This is a genomic window from Pseudomonas sp. W2I6 (genome assembly GCF_030815935.1).
Classification (GTDB): Bacteria; Pseudomonadota; Gammaproteobacteria; order Pseudomonadales; family Pseudomonadaceae; genus Aquipseudomonas.
On the sequence record NZ_JAUSXJ010000001.1, the window covers coordinates 1,480,689 to 1,501,694 of the forward strand.

At 63.7% G+C, this 21,006-nt stretch carries 15 protein-coding genes; 14 read left to right on the plus strand and 1 reads right to left on the minus strand.

The genetic code is table 11. The features are described from left to right. Positions 1–92: 92 nt before the first annotated feature. Positions 93–2,243 (minus strand): TonB-dependent receptor, encoded by a 2,151-nt coding sequence (locus tag QF039_RS07135; RefSeq protein ID WP_008431769.1) that lies wholly within the window; start codon positions 2,241–2,243, stop codon positions 93–95. Between the two features lie 433 nt (positions 2,244–2,676). Between QF039_RS07135 and QF039_RS07140 the strand changes: the two genes are divergently transcribed. The 14 genes from QF039_RS07140 to QF039_RS07205 all read left to right on the plus strand — a co-directional run bounded on the left by QF039_RS07140 (position 2,677) and on the right by QF039_RS07205 (position 20,974). Next, positions 2,677–4,380, plus strand: a complete 1,704-nt coding sequence (locus QF039_RS07140; RefSeq protein WP_307517211.1) for an ABC transporter substrate-binding protein — start codon at positions 2,677–2,679, stop codon at positions 4,378–4,380. Then, the gene (locus tag QF039_RS07145) at positions 4,377–5,309 is read left to right on the plus strand and encodes an ABC transporter permease (RefSeq protein ID WP_008431773.1); all 933 of its coding nucleotides are present in this window, start codon (positions 4,377–4,379) and stop codon (positions 5,307–5,309) included. Before QF039_RS07140 ends, QF039_RS07145 begins: the two co-directional genes overlap by 4 nt. A 23-nt stretch (positions 5,310–5,332) precedes the next feature. After that, positions 5,333–6,586 carry an acyl-CoA dehydrogenase family protein gene (locus tag QF039_RS07150; protein WP_003219924.1) on the plus strand — a complete coding sequence of 418 codons (1,254 nt, stop codon included), beginning with the start codon at positions 5,333–5,335 and terminating at the stop codon, positions 6,584–6,586. A gap of 32 nt (positions 6,587–6,618) precedes the next feature. Further along, complete coding sequence (locus QF039_RS07155) at positions 6,619–7,671, plus strand: NADP(H)-dependent aldo-keto reductase (protein WP_307517212.1); 1,053 nt, start codon at positions 6,619–6,621, stop codon at positions 7,669–7,671. A 15-nt stretch (positions 7,672–7,686) separates the two neighbouring features. After that, a complete protein-coding gene (locus tag QF039_RS07160; RefSeq protein ID WP_003219920.1) occupies positions 7,687–8,550 on the plus strand; it encodes an ABC transporter permease in 864 nt (287 codons plus the stop codon). Next, complete coding sequence (locus QF039_RS07165) at positions 8,547–10,205, plus strand: ABC transporter ATP-binding protein (RefSeq protein WP_307517213.1); 1,659 nt, start codon at positions 8,547–8,549, stop codon at positions 10,203–10,205. Before QF039_RS07160 ends, QF039_RS07165 begins: the two co-directional genes overlap by 4 nt. Before the next feature lie 37 nt (positions 10,206–10,242). Beyond that, positions 10,243–11,643 carry an LLM class flavin-dependent oxidoreductase gene (locus QF039_RS07170; protein WP_307517214.1) on the plus strand — a complete coding sequence of 467 codons (1,401 nt, stop codon included), beginning with the start codon at positions 10,243–10,245 and terminating at the stop codon, positions 11,641–11,643. A 943-nt stretch (positions 11,644–12,586) separates the two neighbouring features. Then, the gene (locus QF039_RS07175; RefSeq protein ID WP_307517215.1) at positions 12,587–14,248 is read left to right on the plus strand and encodes an ABC transporter substrate-binding protein; all 1,662 of its coding nucleotides are present in this window, start codon (positions 12,587–12,589) and stop codon (positions 14,246–14,248) included. Beyond that, positions 14,245–15,225, plus strand: coding sequence for an ABC transporter permease (locus QF039_RS07180; RefSeq protein ID WP_102370239.1), 981 nt, complete (start codon positions 14,245–14,247; stop codon positions 15,223–15,225). The genes QF039_RS07175 and QF039_RS07180 overlap by 4 nt, the downstream gene beginning before the upstream one ends. Further along, complete coding sequence (locus tag QF039_RS07185; protein WP_307517216.1) at positions 15,222–16,085, plus strand: ABC transporter permease; 864 nt, start codon at positions 15,222–15,224, stop codon at positions 16,083–16,085. The genes QF039_RS07180 and QF039_RS07185 overlap by 4 nt, the downstream gene beginning before the upstream one ends. Next, positions 16,082–17,797 (plus strand): ABC transporter ATP-binding protein, encoded by a 1,716-nt coding sequence (locus tag QF039_RS07190; protein WP_307517217.1) that lies wholly within the window; start codon positions 16,082–16,084, stop codon positions 17,795–17,797. Before QF039_RS07185 ends, QF039_RS07190 begins: the two co-directional genes overlap by 4 nt. A 20-nt stretch (positions 17,798–17,817) precedes the next feature. Next, positions 17,818–19,026, plus strand: coding sequence for an acyl-CoA dehydrogenase family protein (locus tag QF039_RS07195; protein ID WP_008431174.1), 1,209 nt, complete (start codon positions 17,818–17,820; stop codon positions 19,024–19,026). Next, on the plus strand, positions 19,023–20,462 hold the full coding sequence (locus QF039_RS07200) for an MFS transporter (protein ID WP_307517218.1): 1,440 nt from the start codon (positions 19,023–19,025) through the stop codon (positions 20,460–20,462). The genes QF039_RS07195 and QF039_RS07200 overlap by 4 nt, the downstream gene beginning before the upstream one ends. Next, positions 20,462–20,974, plus strand: a complete 513-nt coding sequence (locus QF039_RS07205; RefSeq protein ID WP_134326161.1) for a GNAT family N-acetyltransferase — start codon at positions 20,462–20,464, stop codon at positions 20,972–20,974. The genes QF039_RS07200 and QF039_RS07205 overlap by 1 nt, the downstream gene beginning before the upstream one ends. Positions 20,975–21,006 lie beyond the last annotated feature (32 nt).

Genomic DNA, 21,006 nt, shown 5'->3' on the forward strand with positions numbered 1-21,006 from the left:
TAGCCACTTCCTCAATGAGATACGTGGCTAACAATTTACCCATCGCCGGGCGTGAGGAATAAGAACATCGACAGCTAAGGTTATGCGCTGACTCAATAGCGCATTTCCACCGCCACATAAGCCCCAATCCCATCCCCTGGATACAACGAAGCCGTATCCTGCCCCTTCGCGTCATACAACGGCTGCACCGCCGTCACGTATTTCTGATTGGTCAGGTTCTTCAAATCCAGCGACACCTTCCAGTCCTTGCTCGGCGTTTCATACCCCACGTTCGCCCCGAAGATTGTGTAGGAGGGCGCATAGAAGCTGTTCGCATAATCCACCGCCGTACGCGAAGCCGATTGCACATTCACCCCGGTATAGAAGCCCGCCGGGTGCTGATACTGCACTTCGCCCTGATAGATATGCTTCGGAATCCCCGGCAGTTGGTTGTCGCCGAAGGTCGGGTCGTGCCGGTAGTAGAAGTCGTTATAGGTATACACCTGGCGCAGGGTGATTTTTTCACCCGAGGTGTTTTCCCACAGGCGTGTATTCAAGCCGGCCTCGATCCCTTGGTGGATCGTCGGCGTGGCGTTGAATGCACCGGTGACCGCAGCAGCCGTGGAGGTGGCCGGGATGATCTGTACGTTGAGCAATTCATTTTTCACCCACGAGCGGTAGAGCGCCAGGCTGCCGTCGAAGATGCCCGATGAACCCTTGATCCCGACTTCCACGGTATTGGCTTTCTGTTCCACCAGCGGCCGTACGTACGGCGTGGTCGGCCCGGAGCCGGAGTATTCCCAGGACGCCGGTGGATCGACGGAGCGGCTGACGTTGGCAAACACTTGCAGTTGTGGGTTGAACTCGTAACGCACGCCCACTCGCGGTGCCAGGCTCCAGTTGTCGTAGGTCACATCGCTCGGGTAGGTGGTGGTGTTGGCCACCAGGGCTTCCTTGACGTCGGCATGGCGGCGCACGTTGATCGCCGAGACGCCGCTGGTCAGCCACAGGCCGTCTACCAGTTCCAGGTCGTTGCCCACGGAGAACACGTGATCGAACGAGGAGCTGTAGTCGACGAACTTGCGCGTCTGTTTGTTGGCGAAGGTGGAGTCGACCTGGCCCTTGAGGTGCTCGGTGGAGGTGAAGGCCAGGCTGGAGCGGCTTTCGTGGCCGAACAGGGTGTCGCGGCGGTCGTAGTTGATCACCGCGCTCAGGTCATGCCAGTCCCAGTAGCTGGGGTTGCTCGGGCTGTTCGGGCTGTTGTTGTGGGCGTACTGGTAGTAGACGAAACCCACCGACAGGGTGGCGTCGTCCTCAAAGGTGTAGGTGGTCTTGCTGCCCAGCCATACGCTGCCGGGGCGGCGGCTGCCGGCGCCGCTGCTTTCGGCGGTGGCACTGGCGCGGTCGGAATGGTGCTTGACCGCATCCAGGGTGGTAGCGCTCGGGTCGTTGTGGAACTCGTCGCGGTAACGCAGCATCACCCGGGTTTCGAGTTGCGGGCTGAAGCGGTAGCCAAAGTTGGCCACCACGCCCTGGCTTTTCGACAGGCTGTAGTCGCGGTAGCCGTCGCTGCGGTAGTTGTCGGCATTCAGGTAGTAATCGAACGCACCCTCGACGCCGCCGACGCTCAGGCTTTGCTTGTTGTAGCCGTAGCTCCCGGTTTCCGCCCGCACCCGCAGGCCGGGTGCGGTGTAGCCGGTCTGGTTGACGAAGTTGATGGCGCCGCCAAGGCTCAGTGCGCCGTACTGGAAGGCGTTGGCACCCCGCAGGATTTCGGTGTAGTTCACCCCCGAGCCGTTGAGGAATTCATAGGGTGTGCCGCCCGGGCCGGTGATCGGCAGGCCGTCGAACAGGAACTTGATGCCCTCACGGAAATACCCCGGCGAGGTGTTGGCGCCCGAGCCACGGATGGAGATCTTGGCCGCGTCGTTGCCGCCGGTGGACTGCACGAACACCCCCGGCTGATAGGCGAGGGTGTCCTGCAAGGTGGCGGTGCGTCCCTTGGCCACCTGTTCGCTGTCGACCACGCTGGTGCCGCCTGGCACTTCGGACAGCTGACTTTTGGCTGCCTCAACGGGCGTGATTTTTTGTGCCTCTACTGTCACCGTCTTTAGCCGTGTTCCGGTCGTCGGTGTGACCTCATCATCTGCCTGCACACTGGCGGAAAAAACCAGGGCTGAGCCCAGCCCCACCATCGCCAGCCAAGTTGCTTGCCGCACGGCAAGTGTCAACTTTTGCAACTCTCCCCGAAAGATTGGATCCATTAAGCGTGTTCCTTGTGAATAGATAAAAGAGCCCCAGCTTTCTATTCGAATAGTCATGCCTGTTTCGCTCTGAGCAGTTTCTATGCCAAGACTATTGGCCAAGAAATACGGGCGCTTAGTTAAGGTTAAGTGTTCTGCGGGATACTTTGTTTTGAATCGGTGTTTGATTCTCAACAGTCAACTTTAATGGCTGGGATTACCGCAGCTGTCGCGAACGCAACAGCTGATAAGCAGTGTGTAAGGCTACCAACAATTCCGGGGTGTATAACGGGTATAACCATATAAGTGTTTGGCAGTGTTCCCCCCGTTTTACAAGGGTTTTGCGCTGGTTTCGTGGTCAATATGGCGTTTCTTGAAGACTGGCATGCTCACTGCATTACACCCCGTAATTGCAAACTTTCAGTGTTCATCGAGTTCCTCTAAGGAAGTGTCATTGACAACCATCCTGAAACTTTCGGCGGTTATTTCACTGTGCCTGGCAGTCAATGCCTGCTCACCGGCTGCGGCACCGAAACATGAAACGTCTGCGGCTGATGGCACGGTCACCAACGGTGTAGTGACTTATTCGGCGACGGACTTTCATGAGTCGTCACCGGGGCGCAGTGGCGGAACTTTGCGCGTCTCAGCCGCCTCCGACGCCGGCAGTTTCGATGTTCATGCACTGTCTAACGGCAACATCCAGTGGATGGGCCGGATTCTCTTCGATTGCCTGGTGTACCAGGACGAGCAGGGCAATATCAGCCCGTGGCTGGCCCGCTCCTGGGACATCTCCGACGACGGCAAGACCTACACCTTTCACCTGCGCGACGACGTGACCTTCAGCGACGGCGAGAAATTCAATGCCCAGGCGCTGCAAACCAACCTGGACCACATGCGCGATCCGGCGACCAAGTCCCCACTGGCCGCGGCCTATATCGCGCCGTACCTGGATGGCAAGGTCATCGACGACTACACCTTCGAAGCCCATTTGCGCGAACCCTATACGCCGTTCCTGGATGTGCTGGCGCAGTCCTGGCTGAGCATGATCTCGCCCAGGCAGATTCGCGAGGCGCCGAAGACCATCGCCGAGCACCCCATCGGCAGCGGGCCGTTTACGTTGCAGAGCTACACCCGTGACCAGGGCGCGGTGTTCATCAAGCGCCCCGGCTATAACTGGGCGCCACCGGTGACGCGCCACGCGGGCGAGGCCTACCTGGACCGTATCGAGCTGAGCTACGTCCCCGAAGCCATGATCCGCTTCACGGCGCTAGAGTCCGGCCAGTCGGATTTCGCGCTTGATGCACCGGCCCAGAATGCCGCCGCCATCCGTGCCAACCCGAACCTGGTGATGCGCAGCCGGATCCGCAAAGGCAACCCGAGCCGCAGCATGACCTTCAACGTCGAGCAGCCACCGTTCGACGATGTACGGGTGCGTCGCGCAGTGGCCAAGGCCATTGACCGCGAAGGGTTGGCGTGGATTTCCGGCTTCGGCGAATACATCGCCAAGGCGGATTTCCTGGCGGCCAACACCCGGTTTTATCAACCCAGCAACGACGCCCTGGCCTACGACGTGAAAGCCGCCAATGCGCTGCTGGACGAGGCCGGCTGGACCGGGCGCGATGCCCAGGGCTATCGAACCAAGGACGGGCAGCGCCTGAAGGCAACGATGCTGTCCTATGACAACCCGGCGTTTCCCGCCAGCGTTTCGGTGGCCATCCAGGCCGACCTGAAAAAAGTCGGCTTCGAGATGCCCATCGAAATGCTGCCGCTGACCCGCGTGACCGAGAAACGCTACGCCGGGAAGTTCCAGGCGCTGGCGGGCGGTTACTGGCACACCAACACACCCGATGGCCTGTTCGTGCTCTATCACAGCCAGGCCATCAGCACCGACAAGATCATCGGCCAGAACGTCGGGCGCTTCCGTGATGCCGAACTGGATCGCGTGCTCAGCGCCGCCCGCCAATCCCGCGACCCGGTGCAATTGCAGGCGCTCTATGGCGAGGCGCAAAAGCGCCTGACCGAAACCGTCCCGGCGGTGCCTTCGGTGGAAAGCCAGGTGCTCACCGCGTATGGCCGGCAGGTCCAGGGGGTGATTTTCGATACCTCCCACAACGTACCGTTCTTCACCAGCATCTGGCTGGACCGGGGGCAACCATGAGCCTGTTCAAATCCATCGCCTGGCGCCTGCTGGCGGGCATTGGCGTGCTGTGGGGCGCGGCGACGCTGACGTTCCTCGCGGTCAATTTCAGCGGCGGTGACACGGCGCTGGCAATCCTCGGCGGGCCGGATTCGATGCCCACCCCGGAGCTGCTGGCCCGGGTGCGTGCCGAGTACGGCCTGGACCAACCCCTCATCGTGCAATACGGCAATTACCTGGTGCGCCTGGCCCATGGCGACCTGGGCGAGTCCTATCGCTTGCGCATCCCGGTGCAGCAGGCGATTGCCGAGCAGATCGGTGCAACCATTCAACTGTCCCTGAGCGCGGCGTTGCTGGCGGTGGTATTGGCCCTGGTGTGCGCGATCCTCACCGCCAACCGTTCGCGTTGGGTGCGTTCAGCCGTTTCAGGCAGCGAGCTGGTGCTGTCATCAGCACCTTCGTTTGTGATCGGGATGCTGTTGTTGCTGGTGTTTTCGTTTCATTGGCACTGGTTGCCGCCCTCCGGTTCCGTTGGCTGGCGCTCATTGATCCTGCCCTCGATCGCGCTGGCGTTGCCGGTGGCGGCAGTGCTGACCCAGCTGTTGCGCCAGTCCCTGGAAGACACCCTCGAACAACCCTTTATTGCCATGGCCCGTGCCCGTGGCTTGTCCGAAACCGCTGTGCGCCTGCGTCATGCCTTGCGCCATGCGCTGGTGCCGTTGGTGACCCTGGCCGGGTTCGTGTTCGCCAGCCTGCTGGGCGGCGCGGTGGTGGTGGAATTGCTGTTTGCACGCCAGGGCATCGGGCGCTTGATGCTCGATGCCACCAGCAACAAAGACGTGCCGGTGGTGCTGGGCGTGACCTTGCTGGCCGCCACCGTCTATGTGCTGGTGAACCTGGCCGTCGATTTGATCAACCGCTGGATTGACCCTCGGGCCAACCAAGCGTGAGTGCCTTTGAAGAAGGAAAAACCATGAGTGCTTCGATCCCCGCTGAAGTGAGTTATGCCGACTTGCACCAGCGTTTCGCTGACGTATTTGCCCGGATAGCCGACACCGCCGTCGCCCGCGAGCAGCAACGCGAGCTGGCCCATGACGCGGTGGCTTGGCTGCGCGAGGCCGGCTTTGGCGCACTGCGTGTGCCGCAGGCCTTGGGCGGCCTGGGTGCAAGCCTGCCGCAGCTGTTTCGCCTGTTGATTGAACTGGGAGAGGCCGATTCAAACCTGCCGCAGATCGTGCGCGCGCATTTTGGTTTTGTCGAAGGCCGGCTTTCCAGCCGCGACAGCGCTTCCCAGGATTACTGGTTCGCCAAAGTCGTCGACGGCGAGTTGTGGGGCGCCGCGATGGCCGAGCGCACCGACACCACCCGCAACTCGGTGACCCTCAGCGCGGTCGACTCCGGCTGGCAGCTGGACGGCGAGAAGTACTACTGCACCGGCACGCTGTACGCCAACTGGATCGCGGCCGTGGCCCTGGATGGCGAAGATTTTGTCAGCCTCGCGGTGCGTACCGACGCGCCAGGCGTCACCGTCGAGGATGACTGGGACGGCTTTGGCCAGCGACTCACCGGCAGCGGCACCACCCGCTTCAAGGCGGTGAACGTACCGGAGCAGCACATTGTGCGGCGCTTCAAGAAAGACGAACTGCGCGCCGAGTCCTACCTGAGCGCTTTCTACCAGCTGTTCCACCTGGCGACCCTGGCCGGCATCGCCAACGCCGTGCTGCGTGACGCCACCGAGTTCGTCAAGGGCCGCACCCGCGCGTTTGGTGTGCCGGGGCAATCGAGCCCCAAGGATGACCCGCTGGTGCAGCGCGTGATCGGCCGCTTGTCGAGCCTGGCCTATGCCGCACGCACCCAGGTGCTGGCCGTCGCCGAGGTGCTGCAGGACGTGCACGAGGCGGAGCAGGGCGGGCACGCAACCGAACAGCATTACACCGAGGCCGAGATTCGCGCTTTTCAGGCGCAACAGATCGTGCTGGAACAGGTGCTGGAAGCCACCACGCTGCTGTTCGAAGTCGGCGGCGCCTCCGCCACCAGCGAGTCGCGTCGCTTCGACCGGCATTGGCGCAACGCGCGAACCCTGGCCTCCCACAACCCGGCGATCTTTCGCGAACGGGCACTGGGCAACTACTACCTCAATGACGTCACCCCGAACGCCGCCTGGCGCAGCCTGCAAGCCGCCGACGCCGAGCAGCAGGCCGCCCGCGACGAAGCGAGTGCGGTATGAGCCATCAACCCTTGAAGAAAAAAGGATCACCCATGCGTTACCGCCAACTGGGCAACAGCGACATCCAAGTCAGCGTGCTGGGCCTCGGCACCATGACCTGGGGCCACCAGAACACCGAAAACGATGCCCATCAACAGATCGACCTGGCACTGGCCGAAGGTATCAATTTCATCGACACCGCCGAGATGTACCCCACGCCGACCAAGGCTGAAACCTGGCGCACCACCGAGCGTTACATCGGCAGCTGGCTGGCGGCCAGTGGTCGACGTGACGAGGTGATCCTGGCGAGCAAAATCGCCGGCCCGGCCCGTGACCCCAGCAGCCAGCAGCACATCCGCGACGGCCTCAGCCGCCACGACCGGCGCAACATCGTCGAAGCCCTCGACGGCAGCCTCAAACGCCTGAACACCGACTACCTCGACCTTTACCAACTGCACTGGCCCGACCGCACCACCAACATCTTCGGCCAGCGCGAATACCCGTATCAGGCAGACACCCAGAGCGTCGCCATCGAGGAAACCCTGGCGGTGCTGGCCGATCAGGTCAAGGCCGGGAAGGTGCGCCACATCGGGGTTTCCAATGAAACCCCGTGGGGCGTCGCCGAGTTTCTCAAGCAAAGCGAACGCCTCGGCCTGCCGCGCATTGCCAGCGTGCAAAACCCCTACAGCCTGCTTAACCGCCTGTACGAAGGCGGCCTCTCGGAGTTCACCCATCGCGAAGGCGTCGGGCTGCTGGCGTACTCGCCGCTGGCCTTCGGTGCGCTCACCGGCAAGTACCTCGGCGGCGCACGGCCCGAGGGCTCGCGGTTGTCGGCGGTGTACCGCACTTTCAATCGCTACGACAGTGCCTCGGCCCAGGAGGCCATCACCGGCTACGTGGAGATTGCCCGGCAACATGGCCTCACCCCGGCCCAACTGGCCCTGGCCTTCATCATCGACAAACCCTTCGTCACCAGCGCACTGACCGGGCAAACCAGCCTGGCGCAATTGCGCGACAACCTCGGCGCGTTGGACGTGACTCTTTGCGATGAGATCAAGGCGCAGATCCAGGCCATCCACCAGCGCATTCCCAACCCCGCGCCCTAGCACCAGGAGCCTGGCATGACGCAAACCATTGAAACGTTGATCGGCAATCGCCCGTTGCGTCTTGTCGGGTTTACCCAACTGCGGCCGGGTCTGTTGCTCGCCGGGGTATTTGTCGGGCTGTTGCTGTTGGCCGCCGTTGTTCCGCAATGGCTGGCCCCGTATGACCCGCTGGAGGCGTCGGCGCGCATGGCGTTCCAGGCGCCGAGCAATGTGCATTGGCTGGGCACTGATGAGAACGGGCGCGATGTGCTCAGCCGATTGATTTATGGCGTGCGTTCGTCGCTGTTCATGGGCCTCGCCGCCACCGCGCTGGGGTTGGCCTGGGGCACCTTGCTCGGCTTGATCGCAGGCCTTGGGCCGCGCTGGCTGGACGGCGCCTTGATGCGCGGGATCGACGTGCTGCTGTCCTTTCCCGACCTGTTGCTGGCGCTGGTGATCATCACGTTTTTCGGCCAGGGCACGGCCAATCTGATTCTCGCGATAGGCATTGCCGGTGTGCCGCGTTATGCGCGCCTGGTGCGGGCGCAAACCCTCAGCGTACGCAATGCCGGCTACGTCGAATCCGCCGTCACCCTCGGCCAATCGCAGCTGGCGGTGGTGCTGCGGCACATCCTGCCGAATGCGTTCAAGCCCGTGTTGATCCTCGCCACCATCGGCATCGGCGGCGCGATCACTGCCGGTGCCGCCTTGAGTTTTCTCGGCTTCGGCGCACCGCCGCCTGCGCCGGAGTGGGGCGGGATGATGTCCATCGGGCGCAGCTTCCTGGCCAATGCGCCGTGGCTGGTGGCCTGGCCCGCCCTGATCATCACCCTGACCGTTGTTTCCATCAGTGCCATCGGCCGCGAACTCTTGCGCCGCAGCGAAGGAAAGCCTCTATGACGATGAACATCCATACCCTCGGCCCGTTGGTCGATATCCGCGACCTCACAGTACGTTTCGGCCAGGCCGAGCCAGTGTTGCACGGTGTCAGTCTGCAGTTGAACCGGGGCGAATGCCTCGCGCTGGTGGGGGAGTCGGGGTCCGGCAAAAGCGTCACCGCCCGCACCCTGGCTGGCCTCACCGGCAAGGACGCCCATGTCCAGGCTGCCAAGCTGGCCTTCCAGGGCGTCGACCTGCGCCAGCTCAACGAGCGGGCCTGGCAGCAACTGCGCGGCGCGAGCATCGGCTTTGTGATGCAGGACGCGTTGGGCGCGCTGGACCCGCTGCGCCGCGTCGGTGCCGAGATCGAAGAACCGTTGCACGTGCACACCGCATTGGGCCTGGAAGCGCGCCGCCTGCGGGTGCTGGAACTGCTGCGGGATGTCGGTGTGCCGGAACCGGAACTGCGCGCCAGCCAATACCCCTGGCAACTTTCCGGCGGCTTGCGCCAGCGGGCGCTGATCGCCTCGGCGATTGCCTGCAATCCGCGGCTGATCATTGCCGATGAACCCACCACCGCACTGGATGCCACGGTGCAGGCCCAGGTCATCGCCCTGCTGGAGAGCCTGCGCGGTGAAGACAATGCACTGCTGATGGTCAGCCACGACCTGTCGGTGGTCTCGCGCCTGGCCGATCGCGTGGCCGTGATGCGCCACGGGGTGATCGTGGAGGAGGGCAGCACCGAACAGGTCCTGCAAGACCCGCGTCATCCGTATACCCAACTGCTGCTGCGGGCCGCCAAGGCCGTGCACTTCCAGCCTACGCGCCGGTTGCTCACGGCGGTGGAGCCCGAGCCGGCGCCCCAGGGCGAAATACTGCTTGAAGCACGCGAGCTGTCCAAAACCTTTGTCGGCCCCGACGGCAAAACCCGCACGGTGCTGAACCAGGTGTCGCTACAGCTGCGTCGCGGCGAGACGCTGGGGGTGGTGGGCGAATCGGGTTGCGGCAAGACCACCTTGACCCGGCTGATACTCGGCCTGGAAACCGCCGATGCCGGCGAGGTGTGGATCAAGGGCCAGCGCTGGTCCGACCTCGACGCCAGGCAAAAACGCGAAGCCCGGCGTGCGGTGCAAGTGGTGTTCCAGGACCCGCTCAGCTCCTTCGACCCACGCTACACCGTGCAGCGTGTGCTGTTCGAAGCGCTGGTGGTGGCTGGCGTACCGCGTCATGCCCGGCGCGACCGTGCCCTGGAACTGCTGGAATTGGTACGCCTTGATGCCAGCGCCTTGTCGCGCCGGCCGATCGAACTTTCCGGTGGCCAGCGCCAGCGCATCGCGATTGCCCGAGCGTTGGCGTCCGAGCCGCAGATCCTGATCTGCGATGAACCGGTGTCGGCGCTCGACGTGTCGGTACAGGCACAGATTCTCGAACTGCTCGACGACCTCAAGCGCCGCCTCGGCCTGGCCTGCCTGTTCATTTCCCATGACCTCGGCGTGATCAACCACGTCAGCGAGCGCGTGCTGGTGATGAAGGCCGGTGAAGTGGTGGAGTCCGGCTCGGTACGCGCGGTGTTCGACCGTCCGGCCCATGCCTATACCCGCGCGCTGATCGATGCGATCCCGACCCTTGAAACCGACTACACGCCGATCCCGTTCTACCTGAATGTCGCGATCTGACGTATTGGAAAACGTATCTACGAAAGGAGTGCTCCTGGTGCCCAAGCAACTGCACGTGAATTTGTTTGAGATGAACTGCGTCAGCCACATCGTCCATGGTTTGTGGGTGCACCCGGACAACAACCGGCACCGTTTCAATGACCTGGACTATTGGACCGAGCTGGCGCAGTTGCTGGAATACGGCACCTTTGACGGCGTGTTCCTGGCCGATGTGATTGGCACCTATGACCGCTTTCGCGACGGCCCCGAGACCTCGCTGCGTGAGGGCATGCAGATTCCCAGCAACGACCCGCTGCTGGTGATTCCGGCGATGGCCGGGGTGACCAAGAACCTGGGTTTCGGCGCGACCTTTTCCACCACCTACGAACCGCCGTTCGCGTTTGCGCGGCGCATGAGTACCCTCGATCACCTGACCAAGGGGCGGGTGGGCTGGAACATCGTCACCTCGTATTTGCCGAATGCGGCGCGCAACTTCGGGCACGACACTGAGGTGGTTCACGATCACCGCTACGAGATCGCCGATGAATACCTCGACGTGCTGTACAAGCTTTGGGAAGGCTCCTGGGACGATGACGCGGTGATTGTCGACCGTGAGCGTCGGATCTACACCGATCCGGACAAGGTGCGCTATATCAACCACGTGGGGGAGCACTTCAAGGTTGCCGGCCCACACTTGTGCCAGCCTTCGCGGCAGCGTACGCCGGTGTTGTTTCAGGCTACGGGGTCACCGGCCGGGATCGAGTTTGCCGGGCGGCACGCCGAAGTGGTGTTTACCGGTGGTAATGATGCGCCGGCGGTGCGGGCGAATATCCAGGCAATGCGGCAGAAGGCAGTTGAGCATGATCGCGATCCGGCGGGGTTGAAGTTTATTGTGATGGCGGGGGTGATCGTTGGGCGGACCGATGAGGAGGTGAGTGCCAAGCTCGACAGTTATCGCAAGTTGGTGAGTGTCGAGGCGTCGCTGGCTCACGGGCAGTCGGCGATTGATTTGACGGCGTATCCGCGGGATACGTTGATCAGTGATCTGGTGAGTCGGCAGGTCAAGGGGTGGGAGAGTTTGAGCCGGTACAAGGCGGACTCCACTGTTGGGGCGGTATTGGCGCAGCTGGGTGGGTTTAATCGCGAGCGGTTTTTTGTCGCGGGTACGCCGACGGTGGTGGCGGACGCGATTGAGAAATGGCTGGATGAGGATGGGATCGACGGGATTAACCTGAGGCAGTATTTGTCGTTTGAGACGGCGCGGGACTTTATTGAATTTGTGGTGCCGGAGTTGCGTCGTCGGGGGCGGTTTCGTGAGCGGTACAACGAGGGGGAGACGTTGCGGGAGCGGTTGTTTGGGGCTGGGCGGGCGCGGTTGCCGGGGGACCACTTTGGGGCGCGTTATCGGGATCCGGCGGCGTTGCTGAAGCCGGCGTTGCCATTGCGGTTTACGGCGTGAGGTTTGTGTACATATCCGTTGCTGCGGTAACGGCGGCTTATGGTTCCGCTCTTACAGCGGGTCACTTTTGGCAAACGCCCGGAATGCCGGCCCAGCCAAAAGTAACCAAAAGGTCTTTGCCCCACCACTCGGTGCCTCGCCTAGGCTCGGCATGCCCGCACTCCGGCCCGGTTCCGCGGGCCGCCGCGACGGGCCATCCATGGCCCGGCGCGGCTAAATCGGCTTCCCTGCCGATTTACCCGCTCCACCGTGCCTACTTGCGGCCATCGTGGTTGACGGGGCCCGCAGATCAAGATCAAAAGCAGATCAAAAGCGAGAGCACAGCGGCCTCCCGGCCGGCTTGAGTGTTAAAAGCAAAGGCAAGATCCAGAGCGAAAGCGAAATCTGAAGCTGGTGCAGCTCTGCTTTTCTGTGGGAGCTGGCTTGCCTGCGATGCAGACAACTCGGTACATCAGGTACACCCAGTTGATGCCATCGCAGGCAAGCCAGCTCCCACATTTGGACCGTGCCCGCTTTAGCTTTTGATTGTGCTGTTGCTCTAAAACACTCAAGCCGGCCGGTAGGCCGCTGTGCTCTTGATCTGCTTTTGATCTTGATCTTCTTAGGCGCCCCGTTAAACCACGCTGGCCGAACGCAGGCTTTGGAGCGTGGGTAACCCGGCAGGACGCCGGGTTAGCCGTCCTGGGCCAGGGATGGCCCATGACGGCGGCCCACGGTCCAAAGCCGCTGTAAGAGCGGAACCAATAGCCGCCGTTACCGCAGCAACGGATATGTACTCAAACCTCACGCCCCCCAAGACCGAGCTGTTGCCTGACCAACACTTCCCACACACATTGTCGTTTTCAGCAATCCCCAAACCCTCCAATCCCCCCTGTTTACAGGCCCAAAAACCCGGCATGCCTTGTGCAATGACCCAGTTCCCGGACTTTAGGCCTGACCCATCATGCAAGAACCCGCCCCTTACCCGCGACGATCCAGCCCGTTGCTCCTTATCGGCACCGCCACACTCTGCGGCCTGCTCCTGGGCTGTGGCCAAGGCAGCTCCACCGTCACCCGCAGTGACCAACCGGTAAAGGGCGGCACCCTCGTGTACGCCACCGACCGCGAACCCACCTGCCTCGACCCCCACGTGGCCGGCGACATGCCCCAGGTGTTCGTCGCCCAGCAGTACCTCGACTCCCTGGTCTCGATGGACGCCGACGGCCGCATCGGCCCCTGGCTCGCCAAGACCTGGGAAGTCTCCCCCGACGGCCTGACCTACACCTTCCACCTGCGCAACGACGTGCACTTCACCGACGGCACCCCGTTCAACGCCGCGGCGGTCAAGGCCAACCTCGACCACATGGCCAACCCCAAGACCCAGTCCAGCACCGCAGGCGGCTACATCCGCCAATACCGCAGCACCGACGTGCTCGACGAATACACCGCAGTGGTGCACCTGGCCACGCCGTACGCGGCCTTTCTTGAAGTCCTCGCCCAAGGCTTCCTCGGCATCGAGTCCCCCACAGCCCTGCTGCGCTCGCGCGATGTGAACTGCGAAAGCCCGGTCGGCAGCGGCCCGTTCAAGGTCGTGCGCTGGGACCGGCAAAGCCAGGTCGAGCTGGTGCGCAACCCCGACTACAACTGGGCGCCACCCACCGCCAAGCACCAGGGCCCGGCCTGGCTCGACCGGATCGTCTGGAAGTTCATCCAGGAACCTTCCGTGCGCTTCGCCTCGTTGCAGGCTGGCGAGGTCGACGTGATCGAAGCGTTGCCGCCGGAATCTCACGAGGCCGCTCGACGCAACCCGGACCTGACCCTGGTGATCGCCCAACGCCCCGGCAACCCCACCAACGGCACGCTGAACATTACCCGTGCGCCGTTCGATGACGTGCGAGTGCGCGAAGCCTTCGTGCGCAGCTCCGACATCGAGGGCGCGTTGAAGAGCGTGTACTTCAACGAATTCCCCCGCGCCGGCGGGCCGCTGAGCCCTGCCACGCGCTTTTACAGCCCGGAGTTCCAGCACGCCCAGGATTACGACCCGGCCCGGGCTGCTCAGTTACTCGACCAGTCCGGCTGGACCCAGCGCGACAGCGAGGGCTACCGCACCAAGGACGGCAAGCGCCTGCAAGTTCACGTGGTGATGGGCAACCGCACGCCACCGTCGGAATACACCTTGTGGGAACAGGTGCAGGCCACCACCCGGCAGGTCGGCTTCGAGCTGATCGTCGACCAGATGAGTGACGTACAGGCCAACAAACGCCAGGCCGACTGGGACTACGACATTCGCCTCGGCTACTGGAACACCAACACCGCCGACGTGCTGCGGATCATCTTCGGCAGTGAGTTCATCAGCCCGGCGGGTGTCGGTGGTTACCACCAGAACACCGCAGGCTTCAGTGACCCGGCGTTCGACACGCTGATCCGGCAAGCCCTCACCACCCAGGACAGCGAGCAGCGCCGGGCCCTGTATTACCAGGCGCAGAAAATCGCTTCCAGCCAGTACCTGCAATTGACCACCTACCCGCAAAGCACGCGGCTGGGTATCTACAAGACCACCCAGGGCGTGCGGCTGGAGCCGTCGCTGGCGGTGACTTATCTCTATGACGCATGGGTGAACAAATGAGCGACACATCACTTGCCAACCCACGGCGCGAGCGCCTGGCCCGGCTCGGCAAACGTGCGCTGTGGCGCCTTGCCGGCGGCGTGCTGGTGCTCTGGGCGGTGGCCACGCTGACGTTCTTTGCCTTGCGTCTGATGCCCGGCGATCCGGTGCAGGCGATCCTCGGCGGCCCGAGCGGCAACCCCACCCCCGAGACCATCGCCGAAGCCACCCGCGAGTACGGCCTCGACAAACCATTGGCGGTGCAATACGCGTTGTACCTCGGGCGACTGGTGCAGGGTGACCTGGGGGTTTCCTATTCCCAGCACCTGCCGGTGACCCGAGTGCTCGCCGAGCAATCCTGGCCGACCCTGGAGCTGACCCTGACCTCGCTCGCCCTGGCCTGGATTCTGGTGCTGGCGCTGACGGTGCTGACCGCCGGCCGGCGACGCTGGGTTGCCAGCCTGGCCTCGTTGGCCGAAACCCTGGCCGCCGCGCTGCCGCACTTCTGGCTGGGGATTCTGCTGCTGGCGGTGTTTGCGTTCGGCCTGCGGCTGTTCCCGCCGGCAGGCAGTGATGGCTGGCGCACCCTGGTGTTGCCGTCGTTCGCCCTGGCGATTCCGCTGGCCGGGTTTATCGCCCAGGTCACCCGTGAATCCCTGGATTTGACCCTCGACCAACCCTTCATCCTGACCGCCCGCACCCGTGGCCTGAGTGACTTCAACGTGCGCTTCAAACACGCGTTGCGCCACGCCGTGTTGCCGGGCATCTCGCTGTCGGGCTGGGCCATCGGCGCGCTGATCAGCGGTGCCGTGGTGATCGAAGTGATTTTTTCCCGCAAGGGCCTCGGCCGCCAGTTGTACCAGGCGGTGCAGGCCCAGGACCTGCCGCTGACCATCGGCATCAGCCTGGTGGTCGCCGCCGGTTACGTGCTCGCCAATATCCTGGTCGACCTGCTGTACCTGTGGGTCGACCCTCGCCAACAGGAGCTTCCAGCATGAGTGGCCTGACCCTGGAAACACCGCTGCCCGCGCTGCGGATTCAGCGCACCACTCGCACGCTGCGCCTCGGCCCGCTGTTGGCGATTACCTTTCTGTTGCTGGTGATCGTCGCGGCGCTGGTGCCGCAGTTGTTCGCCTACAGCGACCCGCTGGCCATCGTGCCCCGCGATGCGTTTCATTCGCCGAGCCTGGGCCACTGGTTCGGCACCGATCAGTCGGGGCGGGATATTTTTTCGCGGGTGATCCATGGCACTCGCCAGTCGTTGTTCATCGGCCTGGCTGCAACGGTTATCGCCATGAGCATCGCCATCGTTCTCGGCCTGTTGGGCGGGCTGGGCGGCGCGCGGGTGGACCGCGGCGTGGGTTGGTTGCTGGAAGTGCTGTTTGCGTTTCCGAGCCTGATCCTGGCGCTGTTGTTCGTGGCGATTTTCGGCAGCGGCATCGGCCCGCTGATCGTCGCCACCGGGCTGGGCAGTGCACCGGGTTATGCGCGGATGGTCCGTGGCCAGGTGCTGGCGGTGCGCAACGCGGGCTATATCGAAGCCGCCCGCGCCCTCGGGCATCCGCCGCTGCGCATCATCCTGCGCCAGTTGCTGCCGAACGCCATGCGCCCGTTGATCGTGACCCTGACCATGGGCGTGGGCCAGGCGATTGTCTGGGCGTCGGCCCTGAGTTTTCTCGGCCTGGGCGCCCGTCCGCCGGCACCGGAGTGGGGGACCATGTTGTCCATGGGCCGCGACTTCATCGCCAACGCCTGGTGGCTGACGTTCTTCCCCGGGCTGTTCATCGTATTGACCACGCTGTCGACCACGGTCACTGGCCGTTACCTGCAACAACGCCTGGAGGGCCGTCTTTCATGAGCGACCAGAAACGCTTGATCGTTGAAGGGCTGTCCATCGAGTTTGCCGGGCAGTCGGTGGTGCGCAATCTGTCTTTCACCCTGGAGCCTGGCAAGACCCTGGCGCTGGTGGGCGAATCCGGCTCCGGTAAAAGCGTCACCGCCCGCAGCCTGATCGGCCTGGCGGGTGCGGGCGCGAAGGTTACGGCGCGCACCTTGAGCTATGACGGTGTGGATTTGCTCAGCCTGTCGGAACGCGGCTGGCGTCGTTTGCGTGGCAATGGCATCGGCTTCGTGTTGCAGGATGCACTGGTGTCCCTCGACCCGTTGCGGCCGGTGGGCAAGGAAATTCTCGAAGTGCTGGAGACCCATCGTTGGGGCGACCGTCGCAGCCGTGGCGAACGCGTCATCGAACTGCTGGATCTGGTGGGCGTACCCGAGCCGCAACTGCGTGCCCGCCAGCGCCCCGATCAACTCTCCGGCGGCCTGCGCCAGCGTGCGCTGATTGCCAGCGCACTCGCATTGAACCCCGGCCTGGTGATTGCCGATGAACCGACCACGGCGCTGGATGCCACGGTGCAGGCGCAGATCCTGCAGGTGTTGCAGCAGATCAAGGCCCGTGGCGATTCGCTGCTGATCATCAGCCATGACCTGGCAGTGGTCGCGCAATTGGCGGATGAGGTGCTGGTGCTGCGCCACGGCGAAGTGGTGGAGCAGGGGCCGATGGATCAGGTGCTGCTCAACCCGCGCCACGCCTACACCCGCTCGCTGCTGGATGCGGTGCCCGCCGAACATGCCCGGGGCACACGCCTGTCGCCGGAGCGCAGCAACGCTGTGGCGCAACCACGGCCCGGCGCGGATTCGCCGGTGCTGCTCAAGGCCTCCGGGCTGGGCAAACGGTATGTCGGCCCCGATCAACAGTCGCGTCAGGTGGTGGATAACGTCAGCTTCGAGCTGCGCGCCGGTCGCACCCTGGGCATCGTCGGTGAATCCGGCTCCGGCAAAACCACCGTGGCACGCATCGCACTCGGCTTGCTGCAACCGGATGCCGGTGAGGTGCGTTTTCTCGACCAGCCATGGGCCGCGGCAGGTACCGAGCGGGTCGAGGAAAAGACCCGCCGTGTGTATCGCCGGGATATCAGCGTGATTTATCAGGACCCGCTGAGTTCGTTCGACCCGCGCTGGACGGTGGGGCAGATCCTCAGTGATGCGCTGGACGTTGCCGGTATCGACGCCGAGCAACAGGCGGCCCGCGTGACACAGTTGCTCGACCAGGTACGCCTGGCGCCGCAATTGGCCGAGCGCCGACCGTTGCAACTGTCGGGCGGGCAGCGCCAGCGCGTGGCGATTGCCCGGGCGATTGCCAGCAACCCCAAAGTGATTATCTGCGACGAGCCGGTGTCGGCGCTGGACGTGTCGGTGCAGGCCCAGGTCCTGGATCTGCTGGCCGACCTGCAAGCCTCGCTGGGCCTGGCCTACCTGTTTATCTCCCACGACCTGGGGGTGATTCGCCACGTCAGCGACGAAGTGTTGGTGATGCGCCACGGCCAGGTGGTGGAAAGCGCCAGCGTCGAGACGTTGTTTGAATCGCCCCAGCACGAATACACCCGGCGCCTGCTGGGCGCGGTGCCACGCCTGCCCGGCAGTGGCAAGCAGTTGGTGGTGCCGGCCCTGGAGCCGGAAAACCCCGGTTGGCTGTTTGATGAATCGCGCCTGTGGAAAATCGCCATCTAGACCTGAATCAAGGAAGTGCCATGAGCAAGTTGTCTGCTGTACCCACGCCGCCGGTTGTAACGGTGGCCGAACTGAACGCCCGTGCCGACCGCATCCTGCCGCAGATTGCCGCCGGCGCTGCGCAACGTGAGCGTGACCGCCAACTGCCGTATGAGGCCGTGGCGCAGATCGCCCAGGCCGGGTTGTTTACCGTGCGGATTCCCAAGCGGTTTGGCGGCGCCGGTGGTTCGGTCAAGGACGTGATTGCCTTGCTGATTCGCATCGCCTCGGCCGACTCCAACGTGGCCCAGGCGCTGCGCCCCGGTTTCGGGTTTGTCGAAGGCCTGCTGGCGTCCCGCGCCGAGGGGGCGGAGGAGGAGCGCGAGCGTTGGTTCGGGCGCTACCTGCAAGGCGCCGTGATCGGCAATGCCGGCTGGGAAGTCGGCGGTGCCAACGGTTCGATCAGTGCGCGCATCGTGCGTGACGGCGAGCACTTTCGCGCTTGCGGCAGCAAGTACTACAGCACCGGTTCGTTGTATGCCGATTGGGTCAGCGCCGTCGCCCTGGACGAGAATGACCAGCCCGTGTCGTTCATCCTGCCGCGTGACCGCCAGGGCCTGGAGTTGCTGGATGATTTCGACGCCATGGGCCAGCGCCTGACCGCCAGTGGCACCACCCATCTGCATGATGTGCAGGTGTTGGCCAGCGAGATCCGCACCCGCACCGTCGAGGAAGGCAAGCGCACGATTGTCACGCCGTTCCTGCAAGTGTTCCTCGCGGCGGTGCAGGCCGGTATTGCGCGCAATGCGCTGAATGATGCGGTGACCTTTGCCAAGGAGCATGCGCGGCCGATCAAGCACAGCAGCGCCACGCGCTCGGTGGATGACCCGTACGTGGAACTGAGCGTGGGCGACGTTTCAGCCCGGGCCTTTACCGCCGAAGCGGTGGTGTTGCACGCGGCGGACTCCATCGACCGCGCCTGGGCTGCGGATCTTGATGCGGTGGCCGTCGACCAGGCGGCAGTGGACGTGGCCCAGGCGCAATACATCGCGGCGGAGTCGGCGCTCAAGGCCGCCGAGCTGGTGTTCGACGTGGGTGGCGCTTCCACCACCGGCCGCGCGCATAACCTGGACCGGCACTGGCGCAACGCGCGCACCGTGGCCAACCACAATCCCCGGCACTGGAAAGCCGCAGCCGTGGGCGCCTGGCAACTCAAGGGCACGCCGCCTCCGACATCGGGGCTGTTTTGAACAAAGCCCTCGACCTTTCACACCCCTTGGGCGAGGTGGGCACCGGGCATGCGCGCCGGGTGCCGATGATCATCGGCTGTGCGCTGTTCATGGAACTGATCGACGCCACGGCGGTGCTCACGGCGCTGCCGCAGATGGCCCAGGATTTCGGCGAGCCCAGCGTGCGCATGAACCTGGTGGTGTCGCTGTACCTGTTGGCGGTGGCACTGTTCGTGCCGGTCAGCGGCTGGGCGGCCGACCGGTTCGGGCCGCGTCGGGTGTTTATCAGCGCCATCGTGCTGTTCACCCTCGCGTCGGTGGCCTGTGCCTGCTCGGGCTCGCTGTTGCAACTGTCCCTGGCGCGTTTGGCCCAGGGCGCCTCGGGGGCGATGATGGTGCCGGTGGGGCAGGTGATCCTGCTGCGCTGGTCGGCGCGGGAAAACCTGCTGCGTGCCATGTCGTACCTGACGGTGGCGGCGCTGGTGGGGCCGCTGCTGGGCCCACCGTTGGGCGGGCTGTTGGTGACGGTGCTGTCGTGGCACTGGATCTTCCTGATCAACCTGCCAATCGGCGTGCTCGGGGTGATCCTGGTGCTGCGCTATATCCCGGACTATTCCGGGACGCCCGGCCAGGCATTGGACGTTCCCGGCCTGTTGCTCAGCGGTGTGGCATTGGGCGGGCTGGTGTTCGGTTTCGAGGTGCTGGGCCACGGCCTGTTGCCGCGCCAGTGGGCGTTGCTGCTGATTGGCGGCGGGCTGTTGAGTGCCTGGCTGTATGTTCTGCATGCACGGCGGACGGCGTACCCGTTGATCGATTTTTCATTGTTGAAAATCCCGACCTTCGCGGTGAGCTTCTGGGGCGGCAACCTGATGCGCATCGGCAGCGCGTCACAGCCGTTTTTGCTGGTGTTGCTGTTCCAGCTGTGTTTCGGGCTTAACCCGTTGCAGGCGGGGCTGCTGAGCGTGGCCGGTGGCGTGGGTGCGTTGCTGATGAAAATGCTGGCAGTGCGGATTGTCAGCCGCTTCGGTTTCCGGCGCACCTTGATCGGCAATGCGGTGCTCACCGGTGCAACCATCCTGGCGTGCAGCCTGTTCGAGGTATCAACGCCTTACTGGATTGTAATACTGGTGTTATTTGGCAGCGGGATCATTCGCTCGCTGCAATTCAGCACCCTGGGGGCGTTGACCTATGCCGACGTGCCACCGGAGCAATCCAGCCGCGCCAGCAGCCTGTCGGCGATGACCATTCAGTTGACGTTGAGTTTATCGGTGGGCATCGCGGCGGGGCTGCTCGGTTTGATCATGGCCGTGCGCGGGCATGCCACGGTCGAGCAGAGTGATATCGCCTGGATCATGGCGGGTGCCGGATTGCTGTGTGCCTTGTCGGGGCTGGTTTATCGCAGGCTGTCGCCCCAGGCGGGCTCGGCGATTTATGCAAAACGCGCAGAGGGAATGTGATGATTCGTGCAGCACGTATCGAGGACGCAGGTGACATTGCCTGGGTGCATATTCGCAGTTGGCAGCAGGCTTATCGTGAACTGATGCCGGCGGATTACCTGGCTTCGCTGGAGGCGACGCAGCCTCGGCGTGAAGCCTTTTGGCGGCAGTCGATTGAGCAGGGGAGCGAAGCTGTGTTTGTCGCGCAGGTCGAGGGGCGTGTGGTGGGCTGGATTGTTGTCAGCTCGAGTCGTGATGAGGATGCTGATCCAGGCGTAACCGGTGAAGTGCAGGCGGTGTATGTGCTGGCCGAGCATTGGGGAACGGGGGTGGGCAGGGCGCTGTGGCTCAGGGGGCTGGAGCATCTCGCGAGCCTGGGCCTGGAGACGGCGACGTTGTGGGTGCTGGCTGAAAACCGGCGGGCAGTGCGCTTTTACCAAAATGCAGGATGGATAGCGCAGCCCGAATCAAGCCGCACCCTTGCTCGGGGCGGTCGTGAGTTGGAGGAACTTCGCTACCAATCCCAAAAGTGACGCTGAACCTGTGGCGAGGGAGCTTGCTCCCG